The 14,546-nt window shown below is 58.3% G+C and carries 15 protein-coding genes; 4 read left to right on the top strand and 11 right to left on the bottom strand.

Annotated elements, in window-relative coordinates; all coding sequences use genetic code 11:
- Positions 1–43: 43 nt before the first annotated feature.
- Positions 44–547 (top strand): PTS glucose transporter subunit IIA, encoded by a 504-nt coding sequence (gene crr, locus IM304_RS10725; protein ID WP_022648946.1) that lies wholly within the window; start codon positions 44–46, stop codon positions 545–547.
- A gap of 44 nt (positions 548–591) precedes the next feature.
- Here crr and pdxK read toward each other — a convergent pair whose 3' ends face one another.
- From pdxK to IM304_RS10775, 10 genes are all read right to left on the bottom strand, one after another.
- Positions 592–1,428 carry a pyridoxine/pyridoxal/pyridoxamine kinase gene (gene pdxK / locus IM304_RS10730; protein WP_193356699.1) on the bottom strand — a complete coding sequence of 279 codons (837 nt, stop codon included), beginning with the start codon at positions 1,426–1,428 and terminating at the stop codon, positions 592–594.
- Between the two features lie 5 nt (positions 1,429–1,433).
- Entirely contained in the window at positions 1,434–2,345 is a 912-nt protein-coding gene (gene cysM, locus IM304_RS10735; protein WP_176609804.1) for a cysteine synthase CysM, read from the bottom strand.
- Between the two features lie 118 nt (positions 2,346–2,463).
- Positions 2,464–3,558 (bottom strand): sulfate/thiosulfate ABC transporter ATP-binding protein CysA, encoded by a 1,095-nt coding sequence (gene cysA, locus IM304_RS10740; protein WP_193356700.1) that lies wholly within the window; start codon positions 3,556–3,558, stop codon positions 2,464–2,466.
- Entirely contained in the window at positions 3,548–4,423 is an 876-nt protein-coding gene (gene cysW, locus IM304_RS10745; RefSeq protein WP_148419999.1) for a sulfate/thiosulfate ABC transporter permease CysW, read from the bottom strand. Before cysW ends, cysA begins: the two co-directional genes overlap by 11 nt.
- Positions 4,423–5,256, bottom strand: coding sequence for a sulfate/thiosulfate ABC transporter permease CysT (gene cysT, locus IM304_RS10750; protein WP_193356701.1), 834 nt, complete (start codon positions 5,254–5,256; stop codon positions 4,423–4,425). Before cysT ends, cysW begins: the two co-directional genes overlap by 1 nt.
- On the bottom strand, positions 5,256–6,269 hold the full coding sequence (locus IM304_RS10755; RefSeq protein ID WP_148420000.1) for a sulfate ABC transporter substrate-binding protein: 1,014 nt from the start codon (positions 6,267–6,269) through the stop codon (positions 5,256–5,258). The genes cysT and IM304_RS10755 overlap by 1 nt, the downstream gene beginning before the upstream one ends.
- Before the next feature lie 160 nt (positions 6,270–6,429).
- Positions 6,430–7,329 (bottom strand): Dyp-type peroxidase, encoded by a 900-nt coding sequence (locus tag IM304_RS10760; RefSeq protein WP_193356702.1) that lies wholly within the window; start codon positions 7,327–7,329, stop codon positions 6,430–6,432.
- Positions 7,330–7,421: 92 nt separating this feature from the next.
- Positions 7,422–7,997, bottom strand: coding sequence for an RpoE-regulated lipoprotein (locus IM304_RS10765; protein ID WP_148420002.1), 576 nt, complete (start codon positions 7,995–7,997; stop codon positions 7,422–7,424).
- Between the two features lie 63 nt (positions 7,998–8,060).
- On the bottom strand, positions 8,061–8,510 hold the full coding sequence (locus IM304_RS10770) for a DUF2919 domain-containing protein (RefSeq protein WP_193356703.1): 450 nt from the start codon (positions 8,508–8,510) through the stop codon (positions 8,061–8,063).
- Positions 8,497–8,922: a GNAT family acetyltransferase gene (locus tag IM304_RS10775; protein WP_148420004.1), complete on the bottom strand. Its 426-nt coding sequence runs from the start codon at positions 8,920–8,922 to the stop codon at positions 8,497–8,499. The genes IM304_RS10770 and IM304_RS10775 overlap by 14 nt, the downstream gene beginning before the upstream one ends.
- 212 nt (positions 8,923–9,134) lie before the next feature.
- On the opposite strand from IM304_RS10775, the gene amiA reads away from it, so the two are divergent.
- A complete protein-coding gene (gene amiA / locus IM304_RS10780; RefSeq protein ID WP_176609798.1) occupies positions 9,135–10,010 on the top strand; it encodes an N-acetylmuramoyl-L-alanine amidase AmiA in 876 nt (291 codons plus the stop codon).
- A complete protein-coding gene (gene hemF / locus IM304_RS10785) occupies positions 10,010–10,909 on the top strand; it encodes an oxygen-dependent coproporphyrinogen oxidase (protein WP_193356704.1) in 900 nt (299 codons plus the stop codon). The genes amiA and hemF overlap by 1 nt, the downstream gene beginning before the upstream one ends.
- A gap of 114 nt (positions 10,910–11,023) precedes the next feature.
- Here the strand turns inward: hemF and maeB are convergent, their stop codons facing one another.
- The gene (gene maeB, locus IM304_RS10790; protein ID WP_193356705.1) at positions 11,024–13,303 is read right to left on the bottom strand and encodes an NADP-dependent oxaloacetate-decarboxylating malate dehydrogenase; all 2,280 of its coding nucleotides are present in this window, start codon (positions 13,301–13,303) and stop codon (positions 11,024–11,026) included.
- 286 nt (positions 13,304–13,589) lie between these two features.
- Here maeB and tal point away from each other — a divergent pair, with 286 nt between their 5' ends.
- Positions 13,590–14,540, top strand: coding sequence for a transaldolase (tal, locus tag IM304_RS10795; RefSeq protein WP_193356706.1), 951 nt, complete (start codon positions 13,590–13,592; stop codon positions 14,538–14,540).
- Positions 14,541–14,546 lie beyond the last annotated feature (6 nt).

The following is a 14,546-nucleotide window of genomic DNA, read 5'->3' on the forward strand; positions in this document are numbered from 1 at the left end:
TCCACGAGATGCGGCCCAAATTACTGCTTAGGAGATAAGTCTAATGGGTTTATTTAGTAAACTGTTCGGTGACAAAAGCAATAGCGACTCCGGAACTATTGAGATTGTTGCTCCGCTCTCCGGCGAGATCGTCAACATCGAAGACGTGCCGGATGTAGTGTTTGCTGAGAAAATCGTTGGTGATGGCATTGCTATCAAACCAACTGGCAACAAAATGGTTGCTCCAGTTGACGGCACCATTGGTAAGATTTTTGAAACCAACCATGCGTTCTCTATCGAGTCCGATAGCGGTATCGAACTGTTCGTTCACTTCGGTATCGACACCGTTGAACTGAAAGGCGAAGGCTTCAAACGTATCGCGGAAGAAGGCCAGCGTGTTAAGGTTGGCGACCCGGTGATTGAATTCGATCTGCCTCTGCTGGAAGAAAAAGCGAAGTCTACCCTGACTCCGGTTGTTATTTCCAACATGGACGAAATCAAAGAGCTGATCAAACTGTCCGGCAGCGTCACCGTGGGTGAAACCCCGGTTATCCGCATCAAGAAGTAATTCTTACCGCACAGAAAAATGGCGCCTTCGGGCGCCATTTTTGTTTATGCGGGCAGGATCAGCTCATCATAGCCTTTCGACTGCGTGTAAATCATGACGTCAGTCACCCGATCGCCTGCCATGCGGATGGCGTCAGCAACGGTTTTTCCCCCCACGATACCGCTCACCAGTTCTGAACAGAACAGATCGCCGGTTCCCTTGAGATCCGTCTCGACGCGCGGGTGCGCGCTTACGGTAACGCCCGTTTTACTCACCAGCACGACGTGAATATTCTGCGGATCGTCGGCCACGGGCGCGCTGGTGATCGCCACCCACTTCAGCGTATCAGACAGCAGCCCCTGCGCGGCGGCAATGGCGCTCTCCGGCGTGCGGCACGGCTTTCCGCTTAACACTTCCAGCTCAAACACGTTGGGCGTAATGCCCTGCGCCAGCGGCAGCAGATGCTCCCGATAGGCCTCAGGAATATCGGGTTTCACGTACATGCCGCTGTCGATATCGCCGATCACCGGATCGACCAGCACCAGCAGTTCCGGATGCTGCACTTTGATCGCCTTCAGCCACTGGGCCAGCAAAACGATCTGGCTGGCGCTGCCCATATAGCCGGTGGTCACCGCCTTAAGCTCGCGCAGGATTTCGCGCTCTTCCAGCGCCTTAAGGTAGCCGCTGAACCACTCATCCGGGATTACGCCGCCGTAGAAGGTGTCATAGTGCGGCGTATTGCTGAACAGCACCGTCGGCACGGCGGTCACGTTAAGCCGGTGGGTACGAATATTCGGTACCGCAATGCTGTTACCCACGCTGCCGTACACCACCTGCGACTGTACGGCGACAATATCGGTTTGCTGCGCCCGGGTTTTATCCCGGAATAAAATCATCTCCATGACGCTTAAATCCCCGCCCCCTGCGAATAACTCTCTTCACCAAAGACGCCGGTAGACAGGTAACGATCGCCGCGATCGCAAATAATCGCCACGACAACCGCCCCCGGCGTGGACTCTGCCACCCGGATCGCGCCCGCTACGGCACCGCCAGAGCTGACGCCGCAGAAGATGCCTTCACGCACGGCCAGCTCACGCATGGTATTCTCCGCCTCGCGCTGGTGAATATCCAGCACCTGGTCAACCAGCTGCGCGTTAAAGATGCCCGGCATATACTCCTCAGGCCAGCGGCGAATTCCTGGAATGCTGCTCCCCTCCTCCGGCTGCAGGCCGACAATCGTCACCGGGCTTGCCTGCTCGCGCAGAAAACGCGACACGCCGGTGATGGTGCCCGTGGTGCCCATGCTGGAGACAAAGTGGGTAATGCGCCCGTCGGTTTGCTGCCAGATTTCCGGGCCGGTGGTGGTGTAGTGCGCGTACGGGTTGTCCGGGTTATTGAACTGGTCGAGCAGCTTGCCTTCCCCGCGCTCGGCCATCGCCAGCGCCAGGTCGCGCGCCCCTTCCATCCCCTGCTCTTTGGTCACCAGAATCAGCTCGGCCCCGTAGGCGCGCATAGCCGCACGGCGCTCCTGGCTCATGTTGTCAGGCATCAGCAGCTTCATGCGGTAGCCTTTCAGGGCGGCAATCATCGCCAGCGCGATCCCGGTGTTACCGCTGGTGGCTTCAATTAACACGTCGCCGGGCTTTATCTCGCCGCGCTTTTCGGCCTGGACAATCATCGACAGCGCCGCGCGGTCTTTTACCGAGCCTGCGGGATTATTGCCTTCGAGTTTGACCCAGATTTCGCTGCCGTTGTCCGGCCCCATGCGCTGAAGCTTGACCAGAGGAGTGTTGCCGATGGTGTGTTCGAGTGTATTCACGATTTTTACTCAATAAAAAAGCCGGGTGACGCGTAGCGATCCCGGCCTACAAGACGCAGTGATAACTGTACGCCCGGCAGGCGCGGTGCCACCGGGCGATAAACATCCTACTAACCTATCAGGCTGACTCCGCCAGAGCAATATCCTCGCGCGTCTCGATGCGCTCGCTGCCGTGATAAATACGGGCATGCTGCAGCCCCACAAACAGGCGTTCACCGCGATGCGGCGGCTCGTCGTCGCGCATAACAACGGTCAGCGGCTCGGTGTACCAGCCCAGGGGCTGTACCACCAGCTGGGTGTAGTGGCCTTTAGGGCTAGCCTCCAGCACCTGCACCGGCAGCGGGGAATCCAGGCTTGTGCGGCGGCTGACGTCCACTTCCCACGGGCGCAGGAACAGATCGACCGGCCCCTGATGCGCGGAGGTGTAGCCCAGCGGCCAGCGATGCGCGCCGACGTGGAACTGGCCGCCGCGGATGGTGCCCTTCAGGCGGTTTACTTCGCCCATAAACTCCAGCACAAAGCGGGTCGCCGGTTCACGCCAGAGCTGTTCCGGCTCGTCAACCTGCTCGATATTGCCCTGACTCATCACCACCACGCGGTCGGCCACTTCCATCGCCTCCTCCTGATCGTGGGTCACGAAGACGCTGGTGAACTGGAGCTCCTCGTGCAGCTGGCGCAGCCAGCGGCGCAGCTCTTTGCGCACCTGCGCATCCAGCGCGCCGAACGGTTCATCCAGCAGCAGGATTTGCGGCTCAACGGCTAACGCGCGCGCCAGCGCCACGCGCTGTTTCTGCCCGCCGGAAAGCTGCGCCGGGAAGCGATCGGCCAGATGAGCAAGCTGCACCATCTCCAGCAGTTTGGTCACTTTCGCTTTGATGGCTGCGGCATTCGGACGCTCGCGACGCGGGAGCACCGTCAGGCCAAAGGCGATGTTATCGAAAACCGTCATGTGGCGGAACAGGGCGTAATGCTGGAACACAAAGCCCACCTTGCGGTCGCGGGCATGCAGACGGCTCACGTCGGTGCCGTGGAAGCGGATATGACCGCTGCTCTGGTGCTCAAGGCCGGCGATAATACGCAGCAGCGTGGTTTTACCGGATCCCGACGGCCCCAGCAGCGCCACCATTTGTCCGGAAGGGATATCCAGCGAGATATCGTTCAGCACCTGGGTGCGACCAAAAGACTTCTTAATATTGGCAATCTCAATGCTCATGATTTCCCTCCTGATGCTGACGTTTTTCCTGATTCTCTAAACGCCACTGCACCACACTCTTCAAAAACAGGGTCAAAATCGCCATCAGCGTCAGCAACGCTGCGGCAGTAAAGGAACCGACGGAGTTGTAGTCCTGTTCCAGTAGTTCAATCTGTAACGGCAGCGACAGCGTTTCGCCGCGAATCGAGCCGGATACCACCGACACCGCACCAAATTCGCCAATCGCGCGGGCGTTGGTCAGCACCACGCCGTAAAGCAGCGCCCAGCGGATATTCGGCAGCGTCACGCGGCGGAACATCTGCCAGCCGGAAGCGCCTAACAGAACGGCCGCTTCATCCTCGTTGCTGCCCTGGCTCAGCATCACCGGCACCAGCTCGCGCACCACGAACGGGCAGGTCACAAAGACCGTCACCAGCACCATGCCCGGCCAGGCGAACATGATCTGCAGGTCGTGCTCATCAAGCCACCCGCCCAGCGGGCCGTTGGATCCGTAGAAGAGCAGATAAACCAGACCCGCCACTACCGGCGAAACCGCAAACGGGATATCCAGCAGGGTCAGCAGCAGCTGACGCCCCGGGAAGTTAAAGCGCGTCACCAGCCAGGCGAGCAATACGCCAAACACCAGATTCACCGGGACGGTGATGAGGGCAATCATCACCGTCAGCCAGATGGCGTGCAGCATGTCGGGATCGGCCAGGTTTTGCAGTGCGGGCATGATCCCCTTGCTGAAGGCCTGAACGAAGATGTATACCATTGGCACAACAAGGATGAAGGCGGAAACCAGCACGCCGGTACCAATCAGAAACCATTTGCCCCAGTTGATGCGGGGCGCGTCATAGCGCTTCAATTGCGTAACTTCCGCCATCAGTGACCTACCACACGTCGACCAAAGCGACTTTGCAGAGTGTTAATCGAGAACAGCAGCAGCAGCGACGCGGCAAGGATCACCGAGGCGATCGCGCTCGCGGCCGGATAATCAAACTCCTGCAAACGCACAAAAATCATCAGCGAGGTGACTTCGGTTTTCCACGCGATGTTCCCGGCGATAAAAATAACCGCGCCAAATTCACCGAGGCTGCGGGTAAAGGAGAGCGCCACGCCCGCCAGCAGGGCCGGCGACAGTTCCGGCAGCACCACCCTGCGAAAACTCTGCCAGCGCGTGGCGCCGAGCGTTTCTGCGGCCTCTTCATATTCGGGGCCCAGCTCTTCCAGCACCGGCTGCACGGTACGCACCACAAACGGGATGCTGGTAAAGGCCATCGCCACCGCGATGCCGAGCCAGGTATACGTGACTTTGATATCAAACTTTGCCAGCCATTCGCCGTAAAAGCCGTTCACGGAAAACAGCGACGCCAGCGTTAAACCGGCCACCGCCGTCGGCAGCGCAAAAGGCAGATCCATCAGCGCGTCGAGCAGCGTGCGGCCCGGAAAGCGGTAGCGGGTTAAGATCCACGCCATCAGCAGGCCAAACACGCCGTTAAATATTGAGGCCACAAACGCGGACAGCAGCGTGACCTTATAGGCGGCCACCACCTGCGGGTTAGTGACCACTTCCCAGTACTGGGACCAGCTCATTTCAGAAAGCTGCACTACCAGCGCGCTGAGCGGCAACAGCAAAATCAGGCAGACGAACAGCAGGCTGGTCCCGAGGCTTAAGGTAAAGCCCGGCAGCACGCGTCTGGAGGAGACTGCAAACATTACTTACGCCCCGCCGCCAGCAATTTGTCTAACTCACCGCCGCTGGCAAAATGCGTTTTCATCACCTCAGGCCAGGCGCCGAAATGGTCTTCCACGCGGAACAGCTCGGTCTGCGGGAATTTGTCTTTCAGCTTGCTCATGACTTCAGGATTGTTCACGCGGTAGTAATAGTCGGTAATCACCGTCTGGGCCTGCGGGCTGTACAGATAGTTAAGGTAGGCTTTTGCCGCTTTCTCGGTGCCGTTGGCCTTGACGTTTTTATCCACCCACGCCACCGGGAACTCGGCCAGAATGTTGGTTTTCGGGATCACGACCTCGAAACCCTGCGCTTCATATTGCTTGCGGATATTGTTCACTTCGGATTCAAAGCTGATCAGCACGTCACCCAGCCCGCGCTCGGCGAAGGTGGTGGTCGCGCCGCGGCCGCCGGTATCAAACACTTCGACATTCTTCAGGAACCGGGTCATGAACTGTTCGGTTTTCGCCTTATCGTTACCGTCAGCTTTGTCCGCCGCGCCCCACGCCGCCAGATAGGTATAGCGCGCATTACCGGAGGTTTTCGGGTTCGGGAAAATCAGTTTTACGTCAGAACGCACCAGGTCGTTCCAGTCGTGGATATTCTTAGGGTTGCCCTTTCGCACCAGGAAGCCCATGGTGGAGTAGAACGGCGAGCTGTTGTTAGGCAGGCGGCTCTGCCAGTCCGCCGGGATCAGCTTGCCCCTGTCGTGCAGGATCTGTACGTCAGTGACCTGATTGTAGGTCACCACATCCGCCTTCAGCCCCTGCAAAATCGCCAGCGCCTGCTTGGATGAACCGGCATGGGACTGCTTGATGGTCAGCCTGTCGCCGTTATTCTCTTTCGCCCACTGCTGCTCAAAGGCGGGGTTAAGGGCGGCAAACAGCTCGCGCGAGACATCATATGAACTGTTCAGCAACTCGGTTGCCTGCGCCTGCGCCACCAGCAGTAAACCTGCCAGCGCCAGCGATCCTTTTTTCAGTACAGTAACGGCCATTGCGCACCCTTATAAATGTGATGACTATCTTATAGTCATAATATTTATAACGAGGACCAAAGGAGTAACGGTTTTATATACCGTTTGGTGATTTAGAAGCAGAAAAGGGAATAAGGGTGCGGCCTGATGCCCTCTCCCGAAGGGAGAGGGCGAAAGGTGATTACAGCGCCAGCAGACGCTCAACGGACGGCGCGAAGTAGTAGCCGCCGGTTACCGGCTTCGTGAAGCGCAGCATAGCGTCGCGCTTGCCGTCGGTGTCGCCAAACATGCTCAGAAGCTGCTGCTCAATGTTGTAGAGGCGCGCGCAGTAGGCGCAGAAGTACAGGCCGTGCGTGCCGCTCGCGGTGCCGTACGGCAGGCTCTGGCGGACAATCTTCAGCCCTTTGCCGTCTTCCTTAAGGTCAACGCGGGTCAGGTGGGACGTCACCGGACGGGCATCGCCGTCGATCTCTTCGTTGGCGTCTTTGGTGCGGCCAATCATCATCTCCTGGTCATGCACGCTCATGCGGTTAAGCTGCTTGAGGTTGTGCTCCCAGCGCTGGACGAACACGTAGCTGCCGCCCGCGTCCACGCCATCCTTAATGACCGCCACGTCGCGACGAACCTCTTCCCCGGCCGGGTTTTCGGTGCCGTCAACGAAGCCGCTCAGATCGCGCTCTTCCACCCAGCGGAATCCGTGCACTTCTTCCTGCACGTCGATGCTGTCGCCGAACGCCTCAACCGCCGCCTGCGCTACCGAGAAATTCACGTCGTGACGCAGGGAAAGAATATGGATGAGCACGTCGTACTGGGTGGCAGGTGCAAGGCCTTTGCCATAAGGAACGAAGTCTTTCAGCTCTTCGGCACCTTGCCCGCCGCTCAGCTGGCGCCAGACGTTGTGGCCAAAGGCAACCACCGCCCCCAGATGGGCATCCGGAAATTTGGCCTGGAAGGTTGCCAGCTTATCCACGAAAACTTTACTGGCCGCACGCAGGGCATCCACATCCCCTTTAACATTGGCTTCAATCCAAATCGCCGCGCGGCAATGTTCTGGCAAAATGCCGCTCTGAACCTGAGACATCGCTCCTCCTGAAATAAAGATGCCACGTCAGCGTGGCATTGATGGCGGCTATTATACCCGGATTTCAGCGAGGCGGCTTGCTCAGGCGCAAATTACTGCTTCCAGATAATCTTGCTCACTTTCCAGTTTTTCAGGGTGTCGTCAGACGGCATTAACCCTTCAGGGCCGTTCCAGGTGCCGGTGAACAGATAGCTGATGTGCTGGCTGCCTTCGGCTTTACACTCGACCGCCACGCTGTCTTCTGACGGCGCGCTGGCGCAGTTGCCAAAGGCTTTCTGATAGAGATCGCTAAACGGCGTTCCCACCTTCACGCCCCCCGAGGCTGGAATATCTTCATCCATAACCGCAATGCGGTTTACCGTGCCTTTGTCGCCGTTGATGACCAGCGCCACCCTGTCGCCCTTCAACGCTTCGAAATAGCGCACGATGTTGCCGTTCTCGGTTTTCATGCCGCTGCGCAGGCGATAATCGCTGCCGATGGCATCCTGAATGGCATCCTGATCCAGCGCCGTTGAGGCGGTAATTTTGCCTACGCCCTGCTCGGTCACTTCCGTCGAGGAGCCGAACCAGTTCCACGGATAGGCCGCAGACCAGTTGATGGATGAGAGCGTGGAACAGCCGGTTAACGCCAGCGGGAGAGCGCATAAAAGTAAACGCAGCGATTTCATTGAGACGTCCTTACGTAGTAAATCAACGCTTGTTGGAGTACGACATCGGCAAAAAGTGCCGTGCTAATCTGGCTGTTGCGTAAAACAGGCGCGCAGGCGGGGGTGCGTGAGCAGCCACAGCAGCGCAACGATATCCGCCACCACCAGCGCAATTCCGATACCGGAGAGCGGCTCGCCGTACAGCCACAGCACGGGCTGCCAGAACAGGAGCACAACCTGCGCCAGGATCAGCAGCCAGCGAAGCGCGCGCCAGAAGCGCGGGATTTTCTGGCGCCGACCGCTGCACAGAAACGCCAGCACCGCCGGGACGCCGGGCAGCAACCCCAGCCAGAAGGCCTGGCGATCGGGATAAAAAAGATTCAGTAACGTATCGCCCTGCCCGCGCGACGCGCCAGCCATCACGAACAAAAACCAGGTTCTGGCCTGCAACAGCAACACGCACCAGAACAGAAAAGGCAGACGCAGACGACCCTGAGCATCATAGTCGTCGGGGTGGAACTCAGTACTCTTCATCTTCGATCAGGCGCTTACCCAGCGTCAGCACGTCAGCATGCTCGTAGCCCAGGCGTTCATACATGCCCAGCACCACGTCGTTATCTTCCCGAACCATAATCTGAATTTTCGGGCAACCGCGGGCAATCAGCTTCTTCTCCAGACGGTTGAGCAGCGCGTTAGCAATGCCGCGCGCGCGATATTCCGGGTGCACGCCGAGATAATAGGCCGACCCGCGATGGCCGTCGTAACCGCCCATCACCGTTCCCACCACTTCGCCATTCACTTCGGCGACCAGAAACAGGCTGACGTCATGATTCAGCTTGCGTTCGATATCCATTTCCGGATCGTTCCACGGACGCAGCAGATCGCAGCGCTCCCAAAGGGTGATCACCTCTTCGAAATCTTCCTGGCGAAAAACGCGTATCTCCATGGTATTAACCGCCTTTTCGGGTTTAAAAACAGTGATTATGGCGTGAACAGGGCATTTAGCCAATAACCGGGGAAAAACTCGCCTGAATTTGGCATAATGTCACTTTGTCACGTATTGAAATGAAAAGTAAAACAATTCTCAATAAGGACTGTCGTAACGGGAAACACGATACGATATAACACCAGGACCTCATTTTTTAGTATTCAGGCCGCATGAGCACATTCAAACCATTAAAAGCACTCACATCGCGTCGTCAGGTTCTCAAAGCGGGGCTGGCGGCCTTAACGTTAACCGGCATCGCTAAGCAGGCTCAGGCAAAAGAGGAGAGCACGCTTAAAACCAGCAACGGACACAGCAAACCGAAAGCCAAAAAAGCCGGCGCAAAGCGTCTGGTCATGCTCGATCCGGGCCACGGCGGGATCGACACCGGCGCCATTGGCAGAAACGGTTCGAAAGAAAAACACGTCGTGCTGGCAATTGCAAAAAATGTGCGCGCAATTTTACGCAGCAACGGCATTGACGCCCGCCTTACGCGCACTGGCGACACGTTTATCCCGCTGTACGATCGCGTGGAGATTGCCCATAAGCACGGTGCCGATCTGTTTATGTCCATTCACGCGGATGGTTTCACCAACCCGTCCGCCGCGGGCGCCTCGGTGTTCGCCCTCTCCAACCGTGGCGCCAGTAGCGCCATGGCGAAGTACCTCTCCGATCGCGAAAACCGCGCGGATGAGGTCGCCGGGAAAAAAGCGACCGACAAAGATCATCTGCTGCAGCAGGTGCTGTTTGACCTCGTTCAGACCGACACCATCAAAAACAGCCTGACGCTCGGCTCGCATATCCTCAAACGGATTAAGCCAGTGCACCGCCTGCACAGTAAAAGCACCGAGCAGGCCGCGTTTGTGGTGCTGAAGTCACCGTCAATTCCGTCCGTGCTGGTTGAAACCTCGTTCATAACCAACCCGGAAGAAGAACGCCTGCTCGGTACTAAGGCGTTTCGTCAGAAAATCGCTAACGCCATCGCCTCAGGGGTAATCAGTTATTTCAACTGGTTCGATAACCAAAAAGCGCACTCCAGGAAACGTTGATGAAACCGAATGCACAGCTGGTCAAAACCTTCCTGATGCAGCTACAGGACGAGATTTGCCGAAAACTGGCCGCCGCAGACGGCGGTGAGTTTCAGGAGGACACCTGGCAGCGCGAAGCCGGCGGCGGCGGGCGCAGCCGCGTGCTGCGCAACGGCGGTGTTTTTGAGCAGGCGGGGGTGAATTTTTCCCACGTTCACGGGGACGCCATGCCAGCCTCCGCCACGGCGCACCGTCCTGAACTGGCGGGCCGCAGCTTCGAGGCGATGGGCGTCTCGCTGGTGGTGCATCCGCATAACCCGTTTGTGCCGACCAGCCACGCCAACGTGCGTTTTTTCATTGCGGAAAAACCGGGGGCCGATCCGGTCTGGTGGTTTGGCGGCGGCTTTGATATGACCCCCTACTACGGCTTTGAAGAGGATGCCGTGCACTGGCACACCACCGCGCGCGACCTCTGCCTGCCGTTTGGCGAAGACGTTTACCCGAAATACAAAAAGTGGTGCGATGACTACTTCTATCTGAAGCACCGCGACGAGCAGCGCGGCATCGGCGGACTGTTCTTTGACGATCTGAACACGCCTGATTTTGATACCGCGTTCAGCTTTATGCGCGCGGTGGGCGAGGGCTTTACCGACGCTTATTTGCCCATTGTTGAACGGCGCAGAAACGCCGACTACGGCGTGCGCGAACGCGAGTTCCAGCTTTACCGTCGCGGGCGCTACGTGGAGTTCAACCTGGTGTGGGATCGCGGGACGCTGTTTGGCCTGCAGACCGGCGGGCGCACGGAGTCGATCCTGATGTCGATGCCGCCGCTGGTGCGCTGGGAGTACTGCTACGAGCCAAAAGAAGGCAGCCCGGAGGCTGCCCTGAGTGAGTTTATTAAGGTTCGGGACTGGGTTTAACCTTTACCCCTCACCCCGGCCCTCTCCCCAAAGGGGCGAGGGTGAAAAGACGGCTCAGAGCAGTCCCCTCTCCCCTATGGGGAGAGGGTTAGGGTGAGGGGCGAGGTCAATAAATTACAGCGGCTGCGTCTGCGCCTCAACCACCGCCAGCGCCACCATGTTCACGATGCGGCGCACGGATGCGATCGGCGTTAACACATGGACGGGCTTCGACACGCCCATCAGCACAGGTCCAACGGTCACCCCTTCAGAGCTTGAGACGCGCAGCAGGTTATAGCTGATACGCGCCGCCTCCACGTTCGGCATAATCAGCACGTTCGCCGAGCCTTTCAGCGGGCTGTCAGGCATGCGTTCATTACGAATACTCTCCACCAGCGCGGCGTCGCCGTGCATCTCGCCGTCGATCATCAGCTCCGGCGCGCGCTCGCGCACCAGCTCCAGCGTCTGGCGCATTTTGCAGGCCGCCGCGGACTTAGATGACCCAAAGTTAGAGTGCGACAGCAGCGCCACTTTCGGCTCAATCCCGAAGCGACGCACGGTTTCTGCCGCCATCACGGTGATTTCCGCCAGCTCGTCCGGGGTAGGATCGTCGTTGACGTAGGTATCGGCGATAAAGGTGTTACCGCTCGGCAGCAGCAGCGCGTTCATCGCCCCGGCCGTATGGACGCCCTCGCGATAGCCGAAGATCTCCTGCACCACGCTGAAGTGTTCGTGGTACTCACCGATGGTGCCGCAGATCAGCGCATCCGCCTCACCGCGATGAACCATAATCGCGCCGATCACCGTGGTGTTGCTGATCACCGCACGCTGCGCCTGCTCCTGGGTGATGCCGCGACGCTTCATGATCGCATAGTATTCGTTCCAGTACTCCTTGAAGCGCGGATCGGATTCGTTATTAACGATCTCAAAATCCACGCCCGGCTTAATTTGCAGGCCCAGCTTCTGAATGCGCATCTCGATCACGCTCGGGCGACCGATCAGGATCGGTTTCGCCAGTCCCAGGGTAATCAGCTCCTGCGTCGCGTGCAGAACGCGCGCCTCCTCCCCTTCCGCCAGCACCACGCGCTTCGCGTCGGCACGCGCCTGGGAGAAGATCGGCTTCATAAACAGGTTGGTTTTGTAGACAAACTCGGTGAGCTTATCGACATAGGCATCGAAGTCTTCAATCGGGCGCGTCGCCACGCCGGAATCCATCGCCGCTTTAGCCACCGCAGGCGCGATCTTCACGATCAGACGCGGGTCAAACGGTTTTGGAATGATGTAGTCCGGGCCGAAGCTCAGATCCTGGTCGCCGTAGGCGGAGGCCACTACTTCGCTCTGCTCGGCGTGCGCCAGCTCCGCGATGGCGTGAACGGCGGCGAGCTTCATCTCCTCGTTGATCGCCGTTGCGCCGACGTCCAGCGCGCCGCGGAAGATGAACGGGAAGCAGAGCACGTTGTTGACCTGGTTCGGGTAGTCAGAACGGCCGGTACAGATGATGGCGTCCTCACGCACCGCTTTCGCCAGCGGCGGCAAAATTTCAGGCTCGGGGTTCGCCAGCGCCAGAATCAGCGGGGCGCGCGCCATCTTCTGCACCATCTCCTGGGTCAGCACCTTCGGACCAGAGCAGCCCAGGAAGATATCCGCACCGTCAATCACATCCTCAAGCGTGCGCTTGCCGTCATCTTCCACCGCGTAGGCCGCTTTGGTTTCCGCCATGTTCGGCTCGCGGTCTTTGTAGATAACGCCCTTGGAGTCGCAGACCACGATGTTGTGCTTCTGCATTCCCAGCGCCACCAGCAGGTTCATACAGGCAATCGCCGCTGCCCCCGCGCCGGACACCACCATGCGCACGTCGGAAAGATTTTTCTCCACCACGCGCAGGCCGTTCAGAATGGCGGCGGTGCTGATAATTGCGGTGCCGTGCTGGTCGTCATGGAACACGGGAATGTTCATACGCTCGCGCAGCTTCTGCTCGATATAGAAACATTCCGGCGCTTTGATGTCTTCCAGGTTGATGCCGCCGAAGGTCGGCTCCAGCGCCGCCACCACGTTGATGAATTTATCAGGATCCAGTTCGTCCACCTCGATATCGAACACGTCGATACCGGCGAATTTCTTAAACAGAACGCCCTTGCCTTCCATTACCGGCTTGCCGGCCAGCGCGCCGATGTTCCCCAGCCCGAGCACCGCCGTGCCGTTAGAAATCACCGCAACCAGGTTGCCGCGCGCGGTGTATTTGTAGGCCGCCAGCGGATCTTTTTCGATTTCAAGGCACGGGGCCGCCACGCCCGGCGAGTAGGCCAGCGCCAGGTCGCGCTGGGTTGCCAGCGGCTTGGTGGGGGAAACCTGGATTTTACCCGGAACAGGAAACTCGTGAAAATCGAGAGCACTTTGTTTTAACTGATCGTCCATCTTGTTATTCCTTTCACGTTTCGGTCAAAAAGGGTGATGTTGACGTTCCTATGCACACCCTGGTGTGCCGCATAGTATCGCCGCAGGCAGGTCCACAAACTTTGAAGGCTGCCAAACTCTCACCATTGCAGAATAAAAATTGTTATCAACTTATAGCAACCATGTTACCCGTCTCAGGGAGCAATGCCTCCCCCGTCTGCTATGCTTTTTTGTTAAGTCCATCATGATTTTCTCAGAAGTGTGAACTAACGCACTCGACTAACTCTTTTATTTCCAAGGAGTAATTATGAACCAGCTAGACGGCATCAAACAATTTACCACCGTGGTTGCGGACAGCGGCGACATCGAGTCGATTCGTCACTACCAGCCGGAAGACGCGACCACCAACCCTTCTCTGCTGCTCAAGGCGGCCGGGCTGGCGCACTTTAGCCATCTGATTGACGACGCCCTTGCCTACGGCAAACAGCGCGGGAAGACCCAGGAGCAGCAGGTCGCCGAAGCGAGCGACAAGCTGGCGGTTAACATCGGTGCGGAAATTCTGAAAAGCATACCGGGGCGCGTCTCCACCGAGGTGGATGCCCGCCTCTCGTTCGATCGGGAAAAAAGCATTAACAAAGCCCGCCGCATAGTGGAGCTTTACCAGGAGCAGGGGATCGACAAATCGCGCATTCTGATTAAGCTCGCCTCCACCTGGGAAGGCATCCGCGCGGCGGAAGTGCTGGAAAAAGAGGGGATCCACTGCAACCTGACGCTGCTGTTCTCCTTTGCGCAGGCGCGCGCCTGTGCCGAAGCGGGCGTGTTCCTGATCTCCCCCTTCGTCGGGCGTATTTACGACTGGTATCAGGCGAAACAGCCGATGGATCCGTACGTGGTGGAGGAAGACCCAGGCGTGAAGTCGGTACGTAATATTTACGACTATTACAAGCAGCACCGCTACGAGACCATCGTCATGGGGGCCAGCTTCCGCCGCACCGAGCAGATCCTGGCGCTCGCGGGCTGCGACCGCCTGACCATCTCCCCCGATCTGCTGAAAAAGCTTCAGGAGAGCGAAGAGACGGTGATCCGCAAGCTGGTGCCGACCTCTACCGTACTGCCGAAACCGAAAGCCATGACCGAAGCGGAATTCCGCTGGGAGCACAATCAGGACCCGATGGCCGTGGAAAAACTGGCGGACGGCATCCGCCAGTTCGCCGTCGACCAGCGCAAACTTGAAGATCTTCTTGCTGCCAAACTTTAACCTTGC

The organism is Enterobacter cloacae complex sp. P40C2 (assembly GCF_014930695.1).
Taxonomy (GTDB): domain Bacteria; phylum Pseudomonadota; class Gammaproteobacteria; order Enterobacterales; family Enterobacteriaceae; genus Enterobacter; species Enterobacter pasteurii.